This window comes from Streptomyces griseocarneus (genome assembly GCF_014655595.1).
Lineage (GTDB): Bacteria > Actinomycetota > Actinomycetes > Streptomycetales > Streptomycetaceae > Streptomyces > Streptomyces griseocarneus.
In genome coordinates this window covers 75747-94541 of record NZ_BNBL01000004.1, presented here as the reverse complement: position 1 = coordinate 94541, position 18795 = coordinate 75747, and the positions used below count along the sequence as shown (strand labels likewise).

Below are 18795 nucleotides of genomic sequence, written 5' to 3'. Positions count from 1 at the left end.
TCATGGCCATGAGCGATGCGCGTGACGCCCTGCTGCAGCAGATCAAGGACAAGGCCGTGGTGCACGGCAAGGTGACCCTCTCCTCCGGCAAGGAGGCCGACTACTACATCGACCTGCGCCGGATCACCCTGGACGCCGAGGCCGCGCCCCTGGTCGGCCAGGTGATGCTGGACGCCACGGCGGACCTGGACTTCGACGCCGTGGGCGGGCTCACCCTGGGCGCCGACCCGGTCGCCACCTCCATGCTCCACGCCGCCGCCGCGCGCGGCCGCAAGCTGGACGCGTTCGTCGTCCGCAAGGCGCAGAAGACGCACGGCATGCAGCGTCGCATCGAGGGCCCGGACATCAAGGGCCGCCGGGTGCTCGTCGTCGAGGACACCTCCACCACCGGCGGCTCCCCGCTGACCGCCGTCGAGGCGGCCCGGGAGGCCGGCGCCGAGGTCGTGGCCGTGGCCACCATCGTCGACCGCGGCGCCCAGTCGGCCATCGAGGGCGCCGGCCTGCGCTATGTCACCGGCTACTCCCTGGGGGACCTGGACCTGGCCTGACCCGGCCTTTTCCGAAAAGCGTCGCCGAAGGGCGCGTGGTTTCACGTGAAACCACGCGCCCTTCGCGCATGAGGCCTTCGCATATGCGCCCTTCGCAAATGAGCGTGGTGCACCTCATGTGGAGCAATTCGAGGAGTCTGGGAAGATGGGTCCGACGATGACCGTCGCCCCCTAGGTCAGGGCCCGTATTTCGCCCGTACCCGCACATCACAAGGAGCGGACAGATGCCCATCGCAACCCCCGAGATCTACAACGAGATGCTCGACCGGGCGAAGGCAGGCAAGTTCGCCTACCCGGCCATCAACGTCACCTCGACGCAGACGCTCCACGCCGCGCTGCGCGGCTTCGCCGAGGCGGAGAGCGACGGCATCATCCAGATCTCCACGGGTGGTGCGGAGTTCCTGGGCGGCCAGTACAGCAAGGACATGGTCTCGGGCGCCGTCGCGCTCGCCGAGTTCGCGCACGTCGTCGCCAAGAAGTACCCGGTGAACATCGCGCTGCACACCGACCACTGCCCGAAGGACAAGCTGGACGGCTACGTCCGCCCGCTGCTGGCCATCTCGCAGGAGCGCGTCGCCGCCGGTCAGAACCCGCTCTTCCAGTCCCACATGTGGGACGGCTCCGCCGAGAAGCTCGACGAGAACCTGGCCATCGCCAAGGAGCTCCTCGCCGAGGCCGTGAAGGCGAAGATCATCCTCGAGGTCGAGATCACCCCGACCGGCGGCGAGGAGGACGGCGTCTCCCACGAGATCAACGACGACCTCTACACCACCGTCGCGGACGTGGAGCGCACCGCCGAGGCGCTGGGCCTGGGCGAGAAGGGCCGCTACCTGCTGGCCGCCTCCTTCGGCAACGTCCACGGCGTCTACAAGCCGGGCAACGTCGTGCTGCGCCCCGAGCTGCTCCGTGACCTGCAGGACGGCATCGCCGCCAAGCACGGCAAGGCCGACCCGTTCGACTTCGTCTTCCACGGCGGCTCCGGCTCCACGGAGGAGGAGATCCGCACCGCGCTGGAGAACGGCGTCGTGAAGATGAACCTCGACACCGACACCCAGTACGCCTTCACCCGTCCGGTGGCGGCCCACATGTTCAAGAACTACGACGGCGTCCTGAAGGTCGACGGCGAGGTCGGCGACAAGAAGACCTACGACCCGCGCACCTGGGGCAAGCTGGCCGAGGCGAGCATGGCCGAGCGCGTCACCAAGGCCTGCGCCGACCTGCGCTCCACGGGCACCAAGCTCAAGTAAGCGCTGAGGCTCGAGCATGAGCCGAAGGGCCCGGCACGGATCACCGTGCCGGGCCCTTCGCGTTCGCACAGGCCGCCCGTACCGCCCTCCACCGCCCTCCACCGCCCTCCCCGCACTGGCCCCAGGCGGCCCGCGCGGGGATCATCCAGGTATGAGCGACTCGGCAGCGGACGCCGGCGCCGTCCGTCTCGGCACTCCCGTGGGGCGCTGGGTCCTGCTCACGGCCGTGCTCGGGTCGGGCATGGCGCTGCTGGACAGCACGGTCGTCAACGTCGCGCTGCCGCACATCGGCAGGGACCTCGACGCGGACCTGGGCGCCCTGCAGTGGACCGTCAACGCCTACATGCTCACCCTCGCGGGCCTGATCCTGCTGGGCGGCTCGCTGGGCGACCGGTACGGGCGCCGGCGGGTGTTCGTGATCGGCACGGTGTGGTTCGCGCTGGCCTCGCTGCTGTGCGGGGTGGCGCCGGACGCCGGGATCCTGATCGCGGCCCGCGCGCTGCAGGGCATCGGCGGGGCGCTGCTGACGCCCGGCTCGCTGGCGCTGATCCAGGCGGTGTTCCACCCCGACGACCGGGCGGGCGCCGTGGGCGCCTGGTCCGGCCTGGGCGGTGTGGCGGCGGCCGTCGGCCCGTTCGTGGGCGGCTGGCTGGTGGACGGGCCGGGCTGGCGCTGGGTGTTCCTGATCAACCTGCCGCTGGCCGCCGTCTGCGTGCCGGTGGCCCTCAAGCACGTGCCCGAGACCCGGGACCCGGCCGCCCACGGCCGCTTCGACGCCCCCGGCGCGGCGCTGGGAGCCCTCGCCCTCGCCGCCGTGACGTACGCCCTGATCGCGGCCCCCGACAAGGGCGCCTCGCCCTGGGTGATCGTTCCGGGCGTCGCCGGCGTGCTGCTGGGCGTTGCGTTCGTGTACGTCGAGGGGCGGCGGGCGAACCCGATGCTGCCGCTGGGGATCTTCGCCGTCCGGCAGTTCTCGGCGATCAACGTCGTCACGGTCTTCGTCTACGCCGCCTTCAGCGGCTTCTTCTTCCTCTCCGTCCTCCAGCTGCAGGTGGTGGTCGGCTGGTCGGCCCTCGAGGCGGGTACGGCCCTGCTGCCGACGACCGTGCTCATGCTGCTGCTGTCCGCCCGCTCGGGCCGGATCGCCCAGCGCGTCGGCGCGCGCCTGCCGCTGACCGCCGGGCCGCTGCTGTGCGCGGCGGGCATGCTGCTGATGACGCGCGTGGGAGCCGGCGCGCGGTACTGGACCGACGTACTGCCCGGCCTCGTCGTGCTGGGCCTGGGCATGGTGGTGCTGGTGGCCCCGCTGACCGCCACGGTCCTGGCCTCCGTCGACGTCGCCCGCGCCGGACTGGCCAGCGGCATCAACAACGCCGCCGCCCGCGCGGCCGGCCTGATCGCGGTGGCGGCACTGCCGCTGGCGGCCGGGATGAGCCCCGACGTGTACCGCGACCCGGCCGCGTTCTCGGCCTCCTTCGACCGCGCGATGCTGCTGTGCGCGGGCGCGCTGGTGGTGGGGGCGGCGCTGGCCTGGGGCACGGTCCGCGCGCCCGAGCGGCGCGTATGTCATCCCGAGTGCGAATACCACTGCGGGGTCACCTCGCCGCCGCTGGACCCCGGGGACGCCCAGGGCCTGCCCGGCAGATCATGACGAACGCACCCTCCCCCGCGGTGATCGCGTGTTCCGCAGGGCCCCCGCCGCGGCCCAGGTGAAGATCCACCGGGCGGGCCCCGGGGCCTGTCCGGCACGGACCGTGGCCGTCGCCCGCCGCTGGGGCAGACTGGAGCCCATGTCCATTCACGAGAACCTTCTCGGGGGCCCGGCCCCGACGCACCTGCCCGACGACCCCGAGCCGCGCGAGCTGCTCGCCTCCGGCGCGGCCCCCTCCGAGGTCGCCGCCAAGTACCCGGCGTCCTCGCTCGCCTGGGCGCAGCTCGCCGACGAGGCGTTCGAGGCCGGCCGCGTCGTCGAGTCCTACGCGTACGCGCGCACCGGCTACCACCGCGGCCTCGACGCGCTGCGCCGCAACGGCTGGAAGGGCCACGGCCCGGTGCCCTTCGAGCACGAGCCCAACCGCGGCTTCCTGCGCGCCCTGCACGCCCTCGCCCGGGCCGCGCAGTCCATCGGCGAGCACGAGGAGTACGAGCGCTGCTCGACGTTCCTGCGCGACAGCTCCCCGACGGCCGCCAACACCCTGGGCTGAGCCGCCGCGACCGGCCGGAACGCCCCGCCGCCGCCGGGCGTTCCCGCCGGTCAGCTCCTGCGCGGGCCGCCGGTCAGCTCTTGCGCGAGCGAAGCGGGGGACGCATGATGCGCGCAGGGGACCGGGGCTCCGATGCCGACAGGAAGGGGCGGACCGCTACCCGGAAGCACGACGTGCCGAGGAGCCCGTGATGTCGCACGCGCAGTCAGCCTTCCCCCCTGCCCTCAGGGCCGCCGAGCCGGAGACCGACGCGTCTCCGAACCTCGACTTCCAGGGCACGACCCCGTACGAGGACTACGTCCGCGCCGAGGTCCTCACCAACCTCCAGAAGCCGCTCTCCGACGACCCCGGCGAGATGGTCTTCCTCGTCACCACCCAGGTGATGGAGCTGTGGTTCACCGTCATCGTCCACGAGTGGGAGACCGCCGCGCGGGCCCTGCGCGAGGACGACCTGCCGGTCGCGCTGGCCGCGCTCAAGCGCTCGACGTACGAGCTCACCTCCCTCAACGCCTCCTGGGAGCCGCTCGCGCACCTGACGCCCGCGCAGTTCAACGCCTTCCGCTCCGCGCTCGGCGAGGCGTCCGGCTTCCAGTCGGCGACGTACCGCCGGATGGAGTTCCTGCTGGGCGAGAAGTCCGCTGCCATGCTCGTTCCCTACCGCAACGCCCCCGGCGTCCACGCGCGGCTCGAGGCGGCCCTGCACGCGCCGGGCCTGTACGACGAGGCGCTGCGCTGGCTGGCGCGGCGCGGGCACCCGATACCCGCGGCCGTCCTCGAGCGCGACCTGTCCGAGCGGTACGCCCCCGTGCAGGCCGTCGAGGACGTGTGGCAGGCCGTCTACGCGGGCGACCAGGGCAGCGAGGAGTGCCGGCTGGGCGAGGCCCTGACGGAGGTCGCCGAGCTCGTCTGGCGCTGGCGCAACGACCATCTCGTCGCGACCCGGCGGGCGATGGGGGCCAAGGTGGGCAGCGGCGGCTCGGCCGGCGTCGCCTGGCTGGAGAAGCGTGCCGGCAAGCACGTCTTCCCCGAGCTGTGGACGGCGCGCAGCAATGTCTGACCTCACGCACGAGGCCCTGGCGCTGGACGCCGCGGACGGACTGCGCGCCAAGCGCGCCGAGTTCGTCCTGGACGACGACACGGTCTACCTCGACGGCAACTCCCTCGGCGCCCTGCCGCGCTCCGTCGCCGGACGTCTCTCCGACGTCGTCGAGCGGGAATGGGGACGCCTGCGCATCCGGTCGTGGACCGAGTCCGGGTGGTGGACGGCGCCCGAGCGGGTGGGCGACCGGATCGCCCGGCTCGTCGGCGCCGCGCCGGGCCAGGTGGTGGCCGGCGACTCGACAAGCGTCAACGTCTTCAAGGCCGTTGTCGCGGCCGTCCGCCTGGCCGGGGAGGGCCGCGACGAGATCCTCGTCGACGCGGCGACCTTCCCCACCGACGGCTACATCGCCGCCTCCGCCGCCCGCCTGACAGGCTGCCGCGTCCGGGCCGTCGACGCCGCGGACACGGCCGCCGCGGCCGGCCCCCGCACCGCCGTCGCGCTCGTCAACCACGTCGACTACCGCACCGGCCGGCTGCACGACCTGCCCGGCACGACCGCCGCCGTGCACGCCGCCGGGGCCCGCGTCGTGTGGGACCTGTGCCACAGCGCCGGCGCGCTGCCGGTCGCGCTCGACGCGAACGGCGTGGACTTCGCGGTCGGCTGCACGTACAAGTACCTCAACGGCGGCCCCGGTTCGCCCGCCTACCTCTACGTCCGCCGCGACCTCCAGGCAGGCTTCGACTCGCCGCTGCCCGGCTGGAACTCCCACGCCGACCCCTTCGGCATGTCGGCCGCCTACGAGCCCGCCGACGGCGCCGCGCGCGGTCGGGTCGGCACGCCCGACATCCTCTCCCTGCTCGCCCTGGAGGCCGCGCTCGACGTCTGGGACGGCGTCGACATCACGGCCGTACGGGCCAAGAGCCTGGCCCTGACCGACTTCTTCCTGCGCTGCGTCGCGGCGTACGTGCCCGAGGGGCGGGCCGAGCCCGTCACGCCCCTCGCGCACGCCGAACGCGGCAGCCAGGTCTCCCTGCGCTGTGCCACCGGCGCGGAAGAGGTCATGGCCGAGCTCGTCCGCCGGGGCGTCGTCGGCGACTTCCGCCGCCCGGACGTGCTGCGCTTCGGCTTCACCCCGCTCTACACCGGCTTCGCCGACGCCGAGCGGGCGGCCCGCGTCCTGGGAGAGGTGCTGGGCGCGTGACCGCCGGACAGGAGGAGACGGCGCTGTTCGGCCTGCCGTACGTGCCGCCGGACGCGACGGCGGCCTACGGCCCGCACCCGAGCCAGGTGGTCGACTTCTACGGCCCGCCCGGCGCCGCGACCCGGGTCACGCTGCTGCACGGCGGCTTCTGGCGCGAGGCGTACGACCGCCGTCACCTCGCGCCGCTGGCCGCCGCGCTGGCGGGGGAGGGGCTGCGGGTCGCCCTGGCGGAATACCGGCGCGTGGGCGGCGGGGGCGGCTGGCCGGCGACCTTCGACGACGTCGCCCGGGCCGTCGGCACGGACACCGGCGGCCCGGCCGCCGAGCGGCACGTCGTGGCCGGCCACTCCGCGGGCGGCCACCTCGCCCTGTGGCTGGCCTCCGGGCCGGCGGCGGCGCACCTGGACGGCGTGGTGGCGCTCGCCCCCGTCGCCGACCTCGCACGCGCCCGGGCCCTGCGGTTGAGCGAGGGCGCGGTCGCCGGCCTCGTCGGGCCCGCCGACGAGGCGGCGGCCGACCCCATGCGGCTGCCGCCGCCGGCCGTGCCGGTCACGCTGCTGCACGGCGACGAGGACCGGGAGGTGCCGGTGGCCTTCTCGGCGGCCTACGCCGCGTACGCCCCCGCCGTCGCCTTCCGCCCGCTGGCCGGCACCGGCCACTACGCCCCCGTCACGCCGGGCACGCCCGCGTACCGGGCCCTGCTGGCGGCGATCCACGGCTAGGGGGCTGCGGGGGTCCGCGTAGTACTTGAGACGGACCCCCGCAGATCCTCATCCGTGCGGACGCGTGGGCACGCGCGCGTGCCTACCGTTGATGACGTGATGGACACGTATGAGACGAACGGGCTGCGCAGCGAGATGCGCATCGCCAAGAGTGCCCTCGAGGGCATACGCCAGGACCTGTTCACCGACCCGTTCGCCTTCCGGCCCCTGCCACCGCTCGGCGGCGAGCGCGGGCGGTACGTCCGGTGGCTTCCGCACGCCGCCGTCATCGCGTTCACCGGCATGGTCATGCTCGCGGCGCTGGCCTACGAACCCAGCGCGGGCGGCGTGCTGCTCGCGCTGCTCGCGGGCGCGCCGCTGCTGACGACGCTCCTGCGGCCGGCCGGCGCGTGGTGGCTGTCGCTGGGCGCGGTGTTCGTCACCGGCGTCCTGTTCGTCCCCGCCCCGTGGACGCCGTCCGGGTTCGTCTCGCACCTCGCGGTGATGGTGATCGTCACGATCCGCACCCGGCCGCGCGCGGCCGCGTGGATGTGGCTGCTGACGGCCGCCCTGGGGGTGTTCCTCGGCGCGGTGCGCGGCCACGAGTACGACTCCGCCGTGTACGGGATGACCCTGCTGTCCGCCGTCGTGCTCTTCGTCGTCGCCGCCGTCCGCGGCCTGCGCGAGTCCAAGCAGCAGGTCGCCGCGCAGGCCGCCGTCACCGAGGTGGAACGCTCCCGGCGCACCGTGCTCGAGGAGCGCACGACGATCGCCCGCGAGCTGCACGACGTGGTCGCCCATCACATGTCCGTCGTCGCCATCCAGGCCGAGGCCGCGCCCTACCGCGTCCAGGACACCCCGCCGGAGCTGGCCGCCGCGTTCCAGACCATCCGGGAGAACGCCGTCGCCGCCCTGACCGAGCTGCGCCGCGTCCTGGGCGTCGTACGGTCGGAGAACCCCGACGCCTTCGCCGGCCCCGAGGCCCCGCAGCCCACCCTCGACGCGCTCCCCTCGCTGATCGACAACGTCCGCGCGGCCGGGCTGGCCGTCGAGCACGTGACGACCGGGGCGGTGCGCCCCCTGCCGCAGGGCGTGGAGCTCTCGGCCTACCGGATCGTCCAGGAGGCGCTCAGCAACGTCCTGCGCCACGCGCCGGGCGCCCAGGCCCGCGTCGAGGTGTCGTACGTCCTCGGCGGGCTCGGCCTGCGCGTGGTCAACGGTCGCCCGGACCGGCTGGCCAAGCCCTCGCCGGGGGCCGGCCACGGCGTCCTCGGCATGCGCGAGCGGGTCGCCATGCTCGGCGGCGACATGACGGACGGGGCCACCGACGAGGGCGGCTACGAGGTCGTGGCCTTCCTGCCCGTCGCGGCCCCCGCCGCCCCGGGCGGGGCCGCCGCGTGAGCGCCCCCATACGCGTCCTGATCGTCGACGACCAGATGATGGTCCGCGAGGGCTTCTCGGTGCTCCTGAACGCCCAGCCCGACATCGAGGTCGTCGGCGAGGCCGTGGACGGCCGCCAGGCGCTCGCGCAGGTCGCCGCCCTGCGCCCCGACGTCGTCCTGATGGACATCCGCATGCCGGAGCTCAACGGCCTGGACGCGACCCGCGAGATCGTCGCCGCCGACGCGGACGCCAAGGTGCTGGTGCTGACCACCTTCGACCTGGACGAGTACGTCTACCAGGCGCTGCGGGCCGGGGCCAGCGGCTTCCTGCTCAAGGACGCCTCCGCCCGGCAGCTCGCCGACGGGGTGCGGGTCGTGGCCGCCGGCGAGGCCCTGCTGGCGCCCACGGTCACCAAGCGCCTGATCCAGGAGTTCTCCCGGCTGGGCGCGCCGAAGGCGCCCACCCAGGAGCGCGTCGGCGACCTCACCGAGCGGGAGACCGAGGTGCTGGTCCTGGTCGCCCAGGGCCGCTCGAACTCCGAGATCGCCGAGGGGCTCGTGGTCGCCGAGTCCACGGTCAAGACGCACGTCAGCCGCATCCTGGTGAAGCTGGGCCTGCGCGACCGCACCCAGGCCGCGGTCTTCGCCTACGAGGCCGGCCTGGTCACCCCGGGCGGCTGACGCCCCCGCACCGGCCCGTCGGACACCCCCTAGCGCGGCAGGGTCAGCCGCCAGGCCTCCGGGTGTGCGGTCCAGGTGCGCGTGCGCACCGGGCCGCGGATGCGGTTGTCCGCGCGGTAGCGGAAGTCCGGGCCCGAGACGGTGACCGCGCGGGCGCGGGCCCGTACCGGCTCGTCCCCCGAACGCTGCTGCACGACGACCTCGGCCAGCCCCTCCACCGCCGACACCGCGACACGCCCGACGGGCCGGTCGAGGTCCGCCAGCAGCACCCCGTCCGCCTCGACCCGCAGCCGCGTGCAGGAGGGCAGCGTGTGCCGCCCGCCGGGGCCGGACAGCAGGGTCAGGGCCGTGCGGGCGGTCCGCGCGGCCGGCGACCACCACGACTGATGGCCCGCCCCGCCCGCACCACCCGCACCGCTCGCACCACCCGCACCGTCCCCGCCGCCACCGGCCGGCCCGGCCTCGGCCCCGGCGGGGAAGCGGCCGCGCCGGGCGCCGGCGGCGGGGACGTGGGGCGCGGCCCGGTGAGTGGCCCCCGCGGGCACCCACAGGCCCCCCAGGACGACGCCGTCGCTGTCATCGGCCAGAAGCCCCAGCCGCCGCTCCACGCCGTCCAGAACGGCGCGTGCGGCCGCGACGGCACTGAGCGGCACGCCGAGCACCCGCGCCACCGACACCGCCGGGAGCGCGCCCACCGGCACCCAGGCCAGCGGCGCCACGGCCAGCTCGCGGCGCCGGTGCAGCAGGCCGACGACGCGCAGCAGGGCGCGGTCGTCGCCGATGACGACGGTCCGGCGGCGCCCGCGTCTGGCGACGGCCCGCGCGACCTCCTCCGGGCCGTTCGGGAGGCAGATTTTGGCCACCGCTCCTGCGCACAACACGTCCCGCGCGATCCGCGTGGACTCGCCGTCCACGCGCCTGGCGGCCGGGTCGATGACGACGAGCAGCTGCGCTCCGGTCGGGTCTGCAGCCGACACCTTCGTCCTTCCTCAGGTAATCTCTCGGTGCAAGAGCCCCTGTCGCTGTTGCGCCAGGGGCTTCGTCTATCCGGGGCACCGGTTCGACGGCTCTAGCAGTGGTGAACGCCCGATTCACGCGGGCTTCCGCCACCTGTGCACGTTGGACATGCCCCGCCCGGAAGGGGTGTACGCCTGTGCCCGCACTTGTGCTGCTCGGTGCTCAGTGGGGTGACGAGGGCAAGGGAAAGGCCACCGACCTGCTCGGTGGATCCGTCGACTACGTGGTGCGCTACCAAGGTGGCAACAACGCCGGCCACACGGTCGTCGTGGGTGACCAGAAATACGCGCTGCATCTCCTCCCTTCCGGAATCCTCTCGCCGGGGTGCACCCCGGTCATCGGCAACGGTGTCGTCGTCGACCCGGCGGTCCTGCTCTCCGAGCTGAGCGGGCTGAACGACCGCGGCGTCGACACGTCGAAGCTGCTGATCAGCGGTAACGCTCACCTGATCACGCCGTACCACACGACGGTCGACAAGGTGACGGAACGCTTCCTCGGCAAGCGGAAGATCGGCACCACCGGCCGCGGCATCGGCCCGACCTACGCGGACAAGATCAACCGCGTGGGCATCCGCGTCCAGGACCTGTACGACGAGTCGATCCTGGAGCAGAAGGTCGAGGCCGCTCTCGACTTCAAGAACCAGATCCTGGCGAAGCTCTACAACCGCCGCGCCATCGAGGCCGGTCAGATCGTCGAGGAGCTGCTGGGCTACGCCGAGCAGATCAAGCCGTACGTCGCCGACACCACGCTGATCCTCAACAACGCCATCGACGAGGGCAAGGTCGTCCTCTTCGAGGGCGGCCAGGGCACGCTGCTGGACGTCGACCACGGCACGTACCCCTTCGTCACCTCCTCCAACCCGACCGCGGGCGGCGCCTGCACGGGTGCGGGCGTGGGCCCGACGAAGATCAGCCGCGTGATCGGCATCCTCAAGGCGTACACCACCCGCGTCGGCGCCGGCCCGTTCCCGACCGAGCTGTTCGACAAGGACGGCGAGGCGCTGCGCACGATCGGCGGCGAGCGCGGTGTGACCACCGGCCGTGACCGCCGCTGCGGCTGGTTCGACGCGGTCATCGCCCGCTACGCCACCCGCGTCAACGGCCTGACGGACTTCTTCCTCACCAAGCTCGACGTCCTCACCGGCTGGGAGCAGATCCCGGTCTGCGTGGCCTACGAGATCGACGGCAAGCGCGTCGAGGAGCTGCCCTACAGCCAGAGCGACTTCCACCACGCGAAGCCGATCTACGAGATGCTGCCGGGCTGGTCCGAGGACATCACCAAGGCCAAGACCTTCTCCGACCTGCCGAAGAACGCGCAGGCGTACGTGAAGGCGCTGGAGGAGATGTCCGGCGCGCCGATCTCCGCGATCGGCGTCGGCCCGGGCCGCACCGAGACGATCGAGATCAACTCCTTCCTCTCGTAAGCGGCACGCCGCAAGCGGCACATCGCAAGCGGCACGCGCGCGTGCACGGCGCCCCGGTGGCTCATCGCCACCGGGGCGCCGGCGTATGCCCGTCGTCCGCCCGTCCTCAGTAGATCTTGCGGTAGACGAGCGACGCGTCCTTCGTGCCGGAGTCGGAGAAGTCGCGCCGCATCCTGCCGTCCGGGAGCAGGACCAGGTCGGACGACGAGCCCGGCTGGCAGGCCGACTTGGGCATGGCCCGGGTGACGCTGGAGGGACCGACGTGCATCGGGGTCCCGCCGGTGCCGCCGCCGGCGGTCGCGTGCCACGTGCAGACGTAGGAGGTGCCGTCGTCCAGGACGCCGCTTCCGTCGATGGTGACGTCGGCGGCCGAGCCCCCGGAGATGGTGATGGTCCGGGTGTTGACGCGCGAGCCGCTGCCGAAGCTCGACTGCCAGGTGCCGAGGAACGTGCTCGCCCCGGTGGCCGGCGTGGGGCTCGTGCCGGCCGGTGTCGTCGGCCCGGCCGTGGGCGGCCCGGACGCTGCGGACGACGAGCCGCGGGCGGACGTGGAGGGCGTCGGCGCGGGGTCCGGGGAGCGCGCGTCGTCCTGGGTGTGGCGGTTGAGCAGGAACACCGTCCCGCCGCCCGCGAGCAGGCACGTGGCGATGACGGCGGCCAGCACGTAGGGCGCCTTCGAGCGGGACGGCGGCGGTGCGGGAAGGCCGTAGGGCGAGGGGCCGTACGGGCCGGGGTAGCCGTAGCCGGTGCCGGGCGCGGGCGGCGGCAGCGGGCCGGCGCCGGGCGCGGTGACGGTGGGCGGCTCGGCGGGGCGCGCGTCCCACGGCTCGACCCGCGTGGGCGGCTCGGGGGAGGCCGGAGGTATCGGTTCGGCGGCCGGGCGGGCGGCCGGGCTCTCGACGTCGAGCAGCTGGACGGCGTGCCGGCCGAGCTGGGCGACGAGCCCGCCGGGCAGCCACGGTTCGGCGGTCCTCAGGTCGGGCAGCAGGTCCTCCACGCCCGTGCGCTCGAGGACCTCCTCCGGCGTGGGCCGCCGCGCGGGGTCCTTGACCAGGAACGCGGAGATCAGCGGCCGCAGCGTGTCCGGCACCCCGGTGAGGTCCGGCTCCTCCTCGGCGATGCGGTACATGAGCGCGTGCACGCCGCTGTCCGCCGTGCCGAACGGCATCCTGCCGGTGGCCGCGTAGGCCAGCACCGAGCCGAGGCAGAAGACGTCGCTGGCCGGGGTGACCTGGGCGCCGCGCACCTGCTCGGGCGACATGAAGCCGGGCGAGCCGACGGCCGCCCCGGTGCGGGTCAGGCCGCCGTCGGTGACGGTCTCCAGGGCGCGGGCGATGCCGAAGTCGATGACGCGCGGGCCGTCGAGGGTGATCAGGACGTTGGAGGGCTTGAGGTCGCGGTGGACGATCCCCGCGGCGTGGATCGCCTGCAGGGCGCGCGCGAGCCCGGCGCCGAGGATGCGCACGGACCGCTCGGGCAGCGGGCCGTAGTCGGTGTCGACGACCTGGCGCAGCGAGGGGCCGGCGATGTAGCCGGTGGCGACCCAGGGCACGGCGGCGTCGGTGTCCGCGTCGAGCACGGGCGCGGTCCACTCGCCGCCCACCCGCCGGGCGGCGCGCACCTCCTGGCGGAAGCGGCGGCGGAACTCCTCCTGGCCCGCGAGTTCCGGCTGGATCAGCTTGACCGCGACCGTGCGTCCCCGGTCGGAGCGGGCGAGGTAGACCCGGCCCATGCCTCCGGCCCCCAGCCTGCCCAGCAGGCGATAGGCGCCGAGTTCTCGCGGGTCTTCCGGCGACAGGTCTTCCATGCCGGTGCCCTCCTTCCCCCATGTTTCGTCGCGGGGAGAATAGCGGCACGGCAAAGGGCCGGGTATCCGCACGGCGCAAGTGCGGCCCCGGCCCCGGCTCCGGGCGGCCGCCGCAGCGGCCCCGGGCCCCGGTCGTCAGGCCGGAAGGATGTTCTCCGCCTGCGGGCCCTTCTGGCCCTGCGTGATGTCGAACGTCACCTTCTGGCCCTGCTGGAGTTCCCGGTAGCCCTGGCTGACGATGTTGGAGTAGTGGGCGAAGACGTCGGCTCCGCCGCCGTCCTGCTGGATGAAGCCGAAGCCCTTTTCCGAGTTGAACCACTTCACGATGCCGGTAGCCAAGCCGATCTCCTTATGAGGGGGCGTGCGAGGGAATTTCACACGCCCGGTGAAAAACGCAAGTGCGCCCGAGGTCGCGGACCTCAGGCGCACAAGACAAATGGGTACCAAACTGCAACCGCAAAGGACCGTAGCAGGCGAATGCCGTCGAATTGGGATTTCCCGTACGGCGATTTGCGTGATCCCGCGGCCGCCGCGGGCGCCCGGCATTGTGTCCGCGTGCGCGGCGGGCGGTGCGACACAGTGCCGGTACCGGCCCGGGCGGCGCTTTCGTAGGCTCGGGGCCGCACAGCCCACGCCTCTTTCCTCCCGCACTCAGATCAGAGGTCACGCCCGTGAGCACGCAGCCCGATCCCGCCCTTGGCGCCGCCGTGAAGGCGGCCGACCGCGCGCACGTCTTCCATTCCTGGTCCGCCCAGGGCCTCATCGACCCGCTGGCCGTGGCCGGCGCCGAGGGCTCGTACTTCTGGGACTACGACGGCAACCGCTATCTCGACTTCTCCTCGCAGCTGGTCAACACCAACATCGGCCACCAGCACCCCAAGGTCGTCGCCGCGATCCAGGAGCAGGCCGGCAGGCTGTGCACGATCGCGCCGGGCTTCGCCGTCGACGTGCGGTCCGAGGCCGCGCGGCTGGTCGCCGGGCGGACGCCCGGCGACCTGGACAAGATCTTCTTCACCAACGGCGGCGCCGAGGCCGTCGAGAACGCCGTCCGGATGGCCCGGCTGCACACCGGCCGCCCCAAGGTGATGAGCGCCTACCGCTCGTACCACGGCGCGACCGCCGCCGCGATCAACCTCACCGGGGATCCGCGCCGTTGGCCCTCCGACACCGGCTCGGCCGGCGTCATCCACTTCTGGGCGCCCTTCCTCTACCGCTCGCCCTTCCACGCGGAGAACGAGGAGCAGGAGTGCGAGCGGGCCCTGCGGCACCTCGAGGACACCATCGCCTTCGAGGGGCCGGCGACGATCGCCGCGATCGTCCTGGAGACCGTGCCGGGAACGGCCGGGATCATGGTCCCGCCGCCCGGCTACCTCCCGGGCGTCCGCGCGATCTGCGACCGGTACGGCATCCTCCTCGTCCTCGACGAGGTCATGGCCGGCTTCGGGCGCACGGGCCGGTGGTTCGCCGCCGACCACTTCGGCGTCACCCCCGACCTGCTGACCTTCGCCAAGGGGGTCAACTCCGGCTACGTGCCGCTCGGCGGCGTCGCCCTGTCCGCCGAGATCGCCGCCACCTTCGAGACGCGGCCCTACCCGGGCGGGCTCACCTACTCCGGGCACCCGCTCGCCTGCGCCTCCGCCGTGGCGACGATCAACGCGATGGCCGAGGAGGGCATCGTGGAGAACGCCGCCCGCATCGGCGAGGACGTCCTCGGCCCCGGCCTGCGCGAGCTCGCCGAGCGCCATCCGTCGGTGGGCGAGGTGCGCGGCCTCGGCACGTTCTGGGCGGTGGAGCTCGTCCGCGACCGCGCCACCCGCGAGCCGCTGGTGCCGTACGCGGCGACGGGCGAGGCGAACGCCCCGATGGCCGCCTTCACCGCCGCGTGCAAGGCGGCCGGCCTCTGGCCGTTCGTGAACATGAACCGCACCCACGTCGTGCCGCCGTGCACCATCACCGCGTCCGAGGCCAAGGAGGGCCTGGCGGCCCTGGACGAGGCGCTGACGGTGGCCGACCGGTACACGGTCTGACGGCCGGCGCCCCCGGGCCGGCACGGCCCGGGGGACCGAACCGCCCGTACCCACCCGTACCGCCCAGCCCGGCGATCCGGTAGCGTTCGCCCTTCCCGTGCTCACGGCCATATCGCCCGTGACGGCCCTCGCATATCGTGGCGGGGGCCGTTCGCATGTCAGCGCGGCGGCCAGGGGACATCGGAAAAGGCGGAGACGGAGACCAATGCCCGGCAGCGAGACTGTCAAGCGCACCACGCTGCGCTCACAGATCGCCGAGGCGCTGCGCGACGAGGTGATCGCGGGGCGGCTCCCGGCGGGCCGGCAGTTCACCGTCAAGGAGATCGCCGAGCAGTACGGCGTCTCGGCCACACCCGTCCGCGAGGCGCTGCTCGACCTGTGCTCGCAGGGGCTGCTCGACGTGGAGCTGCACCGCAGTTACCGCGTGCGGGAGTTCTCCTACGCCGACTTCCGCGACATGATCGAGGCCCGCACCCTGATCGTCGAGGGCATGTTCCGCCGCTCCGCCGAGCGCGCGCTGCAGGCCGCGACGCCGCAGGCGCTGGCCTCGGTGCGGCGGCGCGCGGACGAGGCCGGGCGGGCCGCGATGGCGGGCGACCTCGACATCCTCATCGGCTACGACCTGCGCTTCTGGCGCGAGATGGCCGGGCTGGTGGGTAACCCTTACATATCGGATTTCCTGGACCGGGTAAGGGTGCAGAGCTGGATCTTCACGGTGCCGCTGCTGCGGCGCCTGGGGGACCTGAGGGGGCGGCTGTGGCACGGCCACGCCGACCTCGTGGAGGCGGTGGAGTGCCGCGACGTGGCCCGCGCGCAGCGGATCGTCGTGGCGTACAACCAGCACTCGCTGGCGTTGATCGACGGCCTGACCCCGCGACCCGATCAGAGTTCGACCACATAAGGTCGATGTCGCTCGCCGTCGTCGACAAACGGAATGTGATTCGCCATGAAGCCGGCACCGGCCCAGCCGTCGGATCCCTCCGGAACGACGGCTGAGTCAGCCGTCGATCTGACGGTGGTCATCCCCGCGTACAACGAGGAGGACCGGCTCGCCCCGACCCTCGCGGCGGTGCGCGCCCACCTCGACACCCTCGCACCCCTGCGGTGGGAGCTGATCGTCGTCGACGACGGCTCCGCCGACGGCACGGCCGCCGTCACCGAGGCCGCCGCCGCCGAGGAGCCCCGCGTCCACCTGCTGCGCACCCCCGCCAACCGCGGCAAGGGCCACGCCGTACGCACCGGAGTGCTCGCCTCGCGCGGGCGCCGGGTCCTGGTCACCGACGCCGACCTGGCCACCCCCATCGAGGAGATGGCCCTGCTCCGGCGGCGCCTCGACGAGGGCGCGGCCGCCGCCGTCGGCTCCCGGGCGCTGCCGGAATCGCGGATCGCCGTACGCCAGAACCCCGTGCGCGAGATCATGGGACGGCTCGGCTCCCGGCTGATACGCGCGGCCGCCGTGCCGGGCATACGGGACACCCAGTGCGGCTTCAAGCTCTTCGACGGCGACAAGGTCCGCACGGCCTTCGCGGGCTCCCGGCTGGACGGCTGGAGCTACGACGTCGAAATCCTGCGCTTCTTCCACCAGATGGACTGGGAGGTCGCCGAAGTGCCCGTCCGCTGGGCCCACCAGCCCGGTTCCAAGGTCCGCCCGTTCGCCTACCCCACCGTCCTCGCGGACCTCGTGCGCCTGCGCTGGCGCGCGGTGCGCCCGGAACACATAGCCATACCCGCGATCTTCCTCCTGCTCTCCTTCTTCCTCTACGGCGGCCTGTGGGGCGGCCTCGGCAGCGCCTACCTCGCCGACTCCGGCTCCGACCAGCAGCAGTGGGAATGGTTCTTCGCGGTCACCGCCGACAACGTCGCGCACCTGCGGAACCCGCTCTTCACCGGCCTGCAGAACGCCCCGCTCGGGGTGAACCTCATGGCGAACACCGCCATGCTGGGCCTGTCCGTACCGCTGGCGCCCCTCACCCTCGCCCTCGGCGCCCACGTCACCTGGGCCGTCGTGCTCACCGGCGGGCTGACCGCGACCGCCTGCTCCTGGTACTGGCTCATCGCCAGACGCTTCGTGCGCTCCCGCTGGGCGGCCGCGCTGGGCGGCGGGTTCTGCGCCTTCGCGCCGCCGATGATCTCGCACGGCACCGCGCACCCCAACTTCGCGGTGCTCTTCATGATGCCGCTGATCATCGACCGGGCGCTGCGGCTGTGCGAGGGCCGGCGGCCCACCCGCGACGCCGTCGTCCTCGGCCTCTTCCTCGCCTACCAGGTCTTCCTCGGCGAGGAGGCGCTGCTGCTGGCCGCGACGGGCATGATCCTGTTCGCCTTCGGCTACGCGGTCGCCTCCCCGGACGTGGCCAAGGCCGTCGCCCCGCCCCTGCTGCGCGGGCTGGGCATCGCCGCGCTGGTGGCCGTACCGCTGGTGATGGCGCCCCTGGCCTGGCAGTTCTTCGGCCCGCAGAGCTACCGCAGCGTGCTGCACGGGCAGGTGGGCAACCACCCCATGGCGCTGCTGGAGTTCGCCACCCGCTCGCTGGCCGGCGACGAGCACGTCGCGGCCTCGCTGTCGCTCAACCGGACCGAGGAGAACGCCTTCTTCGGCTGGCCGCTCGTCGTCCTCGCCGTCGCGCTCGTCGTCCACCTGCGCGACCAGCCGCGCGTGCGCGCCCTGGGCTTCACCGCGCTGGCCGCCGCCGTGCTCTCCCTGGGCCAGAACATCCCGCTGCCCGGCACCGGCAAGACCCTGCCGGGACCGTGGCGGATGATCGCGCCGCTGCCCGTCTTCGAGTCGGTCATCGAGTCGCGGATGGCCATGGTCTGCGTGCCGGCCCTCGGCATCCTCCTGGCCCTCGGCTGCGACCGGCTGGTCCTGCGGCGCGTCCGCAGCGAGCGCGAGAGCTCCCGCCGGCTGCTGGGGGCGGCCGCGCTCGCCGTGGCCGTGCTGCCGCTGTTCCCCACGCCGTACCGCACCGTCGAGCGCGCCCCCGTGCCCGCGTTCGTCACCGACGGCACCTGGCGGGAGTACGTCCGCCCCGGCCGCTCCCTGGTGCCCGTACCGGTCCCCTCGCCCGCCGACACCGCCGCCCTGGGCTGGCAGATCGACGCCGGCCTCGGCTTCCGCTTCCCCGGCGGCTACTTCAACGGTCCGTGGGGCCCCGAGCGCATCGGGATCTACGGGCCGCAGCCGCGCCCCACGTCCGATCTGCTGCGCAAGGTCCGTGAGACGGGCAGGGTGCCGGAGATCGGCCCCCAGCAGCGCCGCGAGTTCGGCTGGGACCTCGACTTCTGGCGCGCGGACGCGCTCGTCCTGGCCGGTCAGGACAACGACGAGGCGCTGCGCGCCGCGGTCACCGCCCTGTCGGGCAGGCAGCCGAAGCGGGCCGGCGACGTGTGGGTGTGGGACGTGCGGACGGACCGCTGACGGGGGCGGTGGCGGGAGGCGTCCGCGGCCGTGCGGAGCGTGCGATTCCATCTGCGTCGGCCCTGTGTGACAACCGGCTGAGCGGCACTACTCTGGC

16 protein-coding genes are annotated in these 18795 nt (G+C 73.5%); 13 read left to right on the top strand and 3 right to left on the bottom strand.

Annotated features, from left to right (window positions below):
• The first annotated feature begins 2 nt into the window (after window positions 1-2).
• From pyrE to IE295_RS11835, 9 genes are all read left to right on the top strand, one after another.
• Window positions 3-548, top strand: a complete 546-nt coding sequence (gene pyrE / locus IE295_RS11875; RefSeq protein ID WP_190063554.1) for an orotate phosphoribosyltransferase — start codon at window positions 3-5, stop codon at window positions 546-548.
• 224 nt (window positions 549-772) lie between these two features.
• Window positions 773-1795 (top strand): class II fructose-bisphosphate aldolase, encoded by a 1023-nt coding sequence (fbaA, locus tag IE295_RS11870; RefSeq protein ID WP_190063553.1) that lies wholly within the window; start codon window positions 773-775, stop codon window positions 1793-1795.
• 151 nt (window positions 1796-1946) lie between these two features.
• Complete coding sequence (locus IE295_RS11865) at window positions 1947-3446, top strand: MFS transporter (protein ID WP_190063552.1); 1500 nt, start codon at window positions 1947-1949, stop codon at window positions 3444-3446.
• A 139-nt stretch (window positions 3447-3585) separates the two neighbouring features.
• On the top strand, window positions 3586-3999 hold the full coding sequence (locus tag IE295_RS11860) for a DUF3151 domain-containing protein (protein WP_190063551.1): 414 nt from the start codon (window positions 3586-3588) through the stop codon (window positions 3997-3999).
• A 190-nt stretch (window positions 4000-4189) separates the two neighbouring features.
• Window positions 4190-5056, top strand: a complete 867-nt coding sequence (locus tag IE295_RS11855) for a tryptophan 2,3-dioxygenase family protein (protein WP_190063550.1) — start codon at window positions 4190-4192, stop codon at window positions 5054-5056.
• On the top strand, window positions 5049-6242 hold the full coding sequence (kynU, locus tag IE295_RS11850) for a kynureninase (protein ID WP_190063549.1): 1194 nt from the start codon (window positions 5049-5051) through the stop codon (window positions 6240-6242). Before IE295_RS11855 ends, kynU begins: the two co-directional genes overlap by 8 nt.
• Window positions 6239-6964: an alpha/beta hydrolase gene (locus IE295_RS11845; protein ID WP_190063548.1), complete on the top strand. Its 726-nt coding sequence runs from the start codon at window positions 6239-6241 to the stop codon at window positions 6962-6964. Before kynU ends, IE295_RS11845 begins: the two co-directional genes overlap by 4 nt.
• Window positions 6965-7063: 99 nt before the next feature.
• Window positions 7064-8344, top strand: a complete 1281-nt coding sequence (locus tag IE295_RS11840) for a sensor histidine kinase (protein WP_190063930.1) — start codon at window positions 7064-7066, stop codon at window positions 8342-8344.
• Window positions 8341-9006, top strand: coding sequence for a response regulator (locus IE295_RS11835; RefSeq protein ID WP_190063547.1), 666 nt, complete (start codon window positions 8341-8343; stop codon window positions 9004-9006). The genes IE295_RS11840 and IE295_RS11835 overlap by 4 nt, the downstream gene beginning before the upstream one ends.
• A gap of 29 nt (window positions 9007-9035) precedes the next feature.
• Here IE295_RS11835 and IE295_RS11830 read toward each other — a convergent pair whose 3' ends face one another.
• Window positions 9036-9983 carry a diacylglycerol kinase gene (locus IE295_RS11830; RefSeq protein WP_190063546.1) on the bottom strand — a complete coding sequence of 316 codons (948 nt, stop codon included), beginning with the start codon at window positions 9981-9983 and terminating at the stop codon, window positions 9036-9038.
• Window positions 9984-10159: 176 nt separating this feature from the next.
• Here IE295_RS11830 and IE295_RS11825 point away from each other — a divergent pair, with 176 nt between their 5' ends.
• Window positions 10160-11446: an adenylosuccinate synthase gene (locus IE295_RS11825; protein ID WP_190063545.1), complete on the top strand. Its 1287-nt coding sequence runs from the start codon at window positions 10160-10162 to the stop codon at window positions 11444-11446.
• 106 nt (window positions 11447-11552) lie between these two features.
• On the opposite strand, the gene IE295_RS11820 is transcribed toward IE295_RS11825, so the two are convergent.
• On the bottom strand, window positions 11553-13253 hold the full coding sequence (locus tag IE295_RS11820; RefSeq protein WP_190063544.1) for a serine/threonine-protein kinase: 1701 nt from the start codon (window positions 13251-13253) through the stop codon (window positions 11553-11555).
• A gap of 135 nt (window positions 13254-13388) precedes the next feature.
• Window positions 13389-13592 (bottom strand): cold-shock protein, encoded by a 204-nt coding sequence (locus IE295_RS11815; protein WP_190063543.1) that lies wholly within the window; start codon window positions 13590-13592, stop codon window positions 13389-13391.
• Window positions 13593-13924: 332 nt separating this feature from the next.
• Between IE295_RS11815 and IE295_RS11810 the strand changes: the two genes are divergently transcribed.
• From IE295_RS11810 to IE295_RS11800, 3 genes are all read left to right on the top strand, one after another.
• The gene (locus IE295_RS11810; RefSeq protein ID WP_190063542.1) at window positions 13925-15280 is read left to right on the top strand and encodes an aspartate aminotransferase family protein; all 1356 of its coding nucleotides are present in this window, start codon (window positions 13925-13927) and stop codon (window positions 15278-15280) included.
• A 205-nt stretch (window positions 15281-15485) separates the two neighbouring features.
• Entirely contained in the window at window positions 15486-16181 is a 696-nt protein-coding gene (locus IE295_RS11805) for a GntR family transcriptional regulator (protein WP_190063541.1), read from the top strand.
• A gap of 45 nt (window positions 16182-16226) precedes the next feature.
• A complete protein-coding gene (locus IE295_RS11800; protein ID WP_190063540.1) occupies window positions 16227-18698 on the top strand; it encodes a dolichyl-phosphate beta-glucosyltransferase in 2472 nt (823 codons plus the stop codon).
• The last annotated feature ends 97 nt before the right edge of the window (window positions 18699-18795 follow it).

Bases quoted from the DNA above. Each gene is read 5' to 3' on its own strand.
- IE295_RS11800 (WP_190063540.1), top strand. From the start codon at position 16,227: ATGAAGCCGGCACCGGCCCAGCCGTCGGATCCCTCCGGAACGACGGCT.
- pyrE (WP_190063554.1), top strand. From the start codon at position 3: ATGGCCATGAGCGATGCGCGTGACGCCCTGCTGCAGCAGATCAAGGAC.
- IE295_RS11840 (WP_190063930.1), top strand. From the start codon at position 7,064: ATGGACACGTATGAGACGAACGGGCTGCGCAGCGAGATGCGCATCGCC.
- IE295_RS11820 (WP_190063544.1), bottom strand. From the start codon at position 13,253: ATGGAAGACCTGTCGCCGGAAGACCCGCGAGAACTCGGCGCCTATCGC.
- IE295_RS11805 (WP_190063541.1), top strand. From the start codon at position 15,486: ATGCCCGGCAGCGAGACTGTCAAGCGCACCACGCTGCGCTCACAGATC.
- kynU (WP_190063549.1), top strand. From the start codon at position 5,049: ATGTCTGACCTCACGCACGAGGCCCTGGCGCTGGACGCCGCGGACGGA.
- fbaA (WP_190063553.1), top strand. From the start codon at position 773: ATGCCCATCGCAACCCCCGAGATCTACAACGAGATGCTCGACCGGGCG.
- IE295_RS11865 (WP_190063552.1), top strand. From the start codon at position 1,947: ATGAGCGACTCGGCAGCGGACGCCGGCGCCGTCCGTCTCGGCACTCCC.
- IE295_RS11860 (WP_190063551.1), top strand. From the start codon at position 3,586: ATGTCCATTCACGAGAACCTTCTCGGGGGCCCGGCCCCGACGCACCTG.
- IE295_RS11855 (WP_190063550.1), top strand. From the start codon at position 4,190: ATGTCGCACGCGCAGTCAGCCTTCCCCCCTGCCCTCAGGGCCGCCGAG.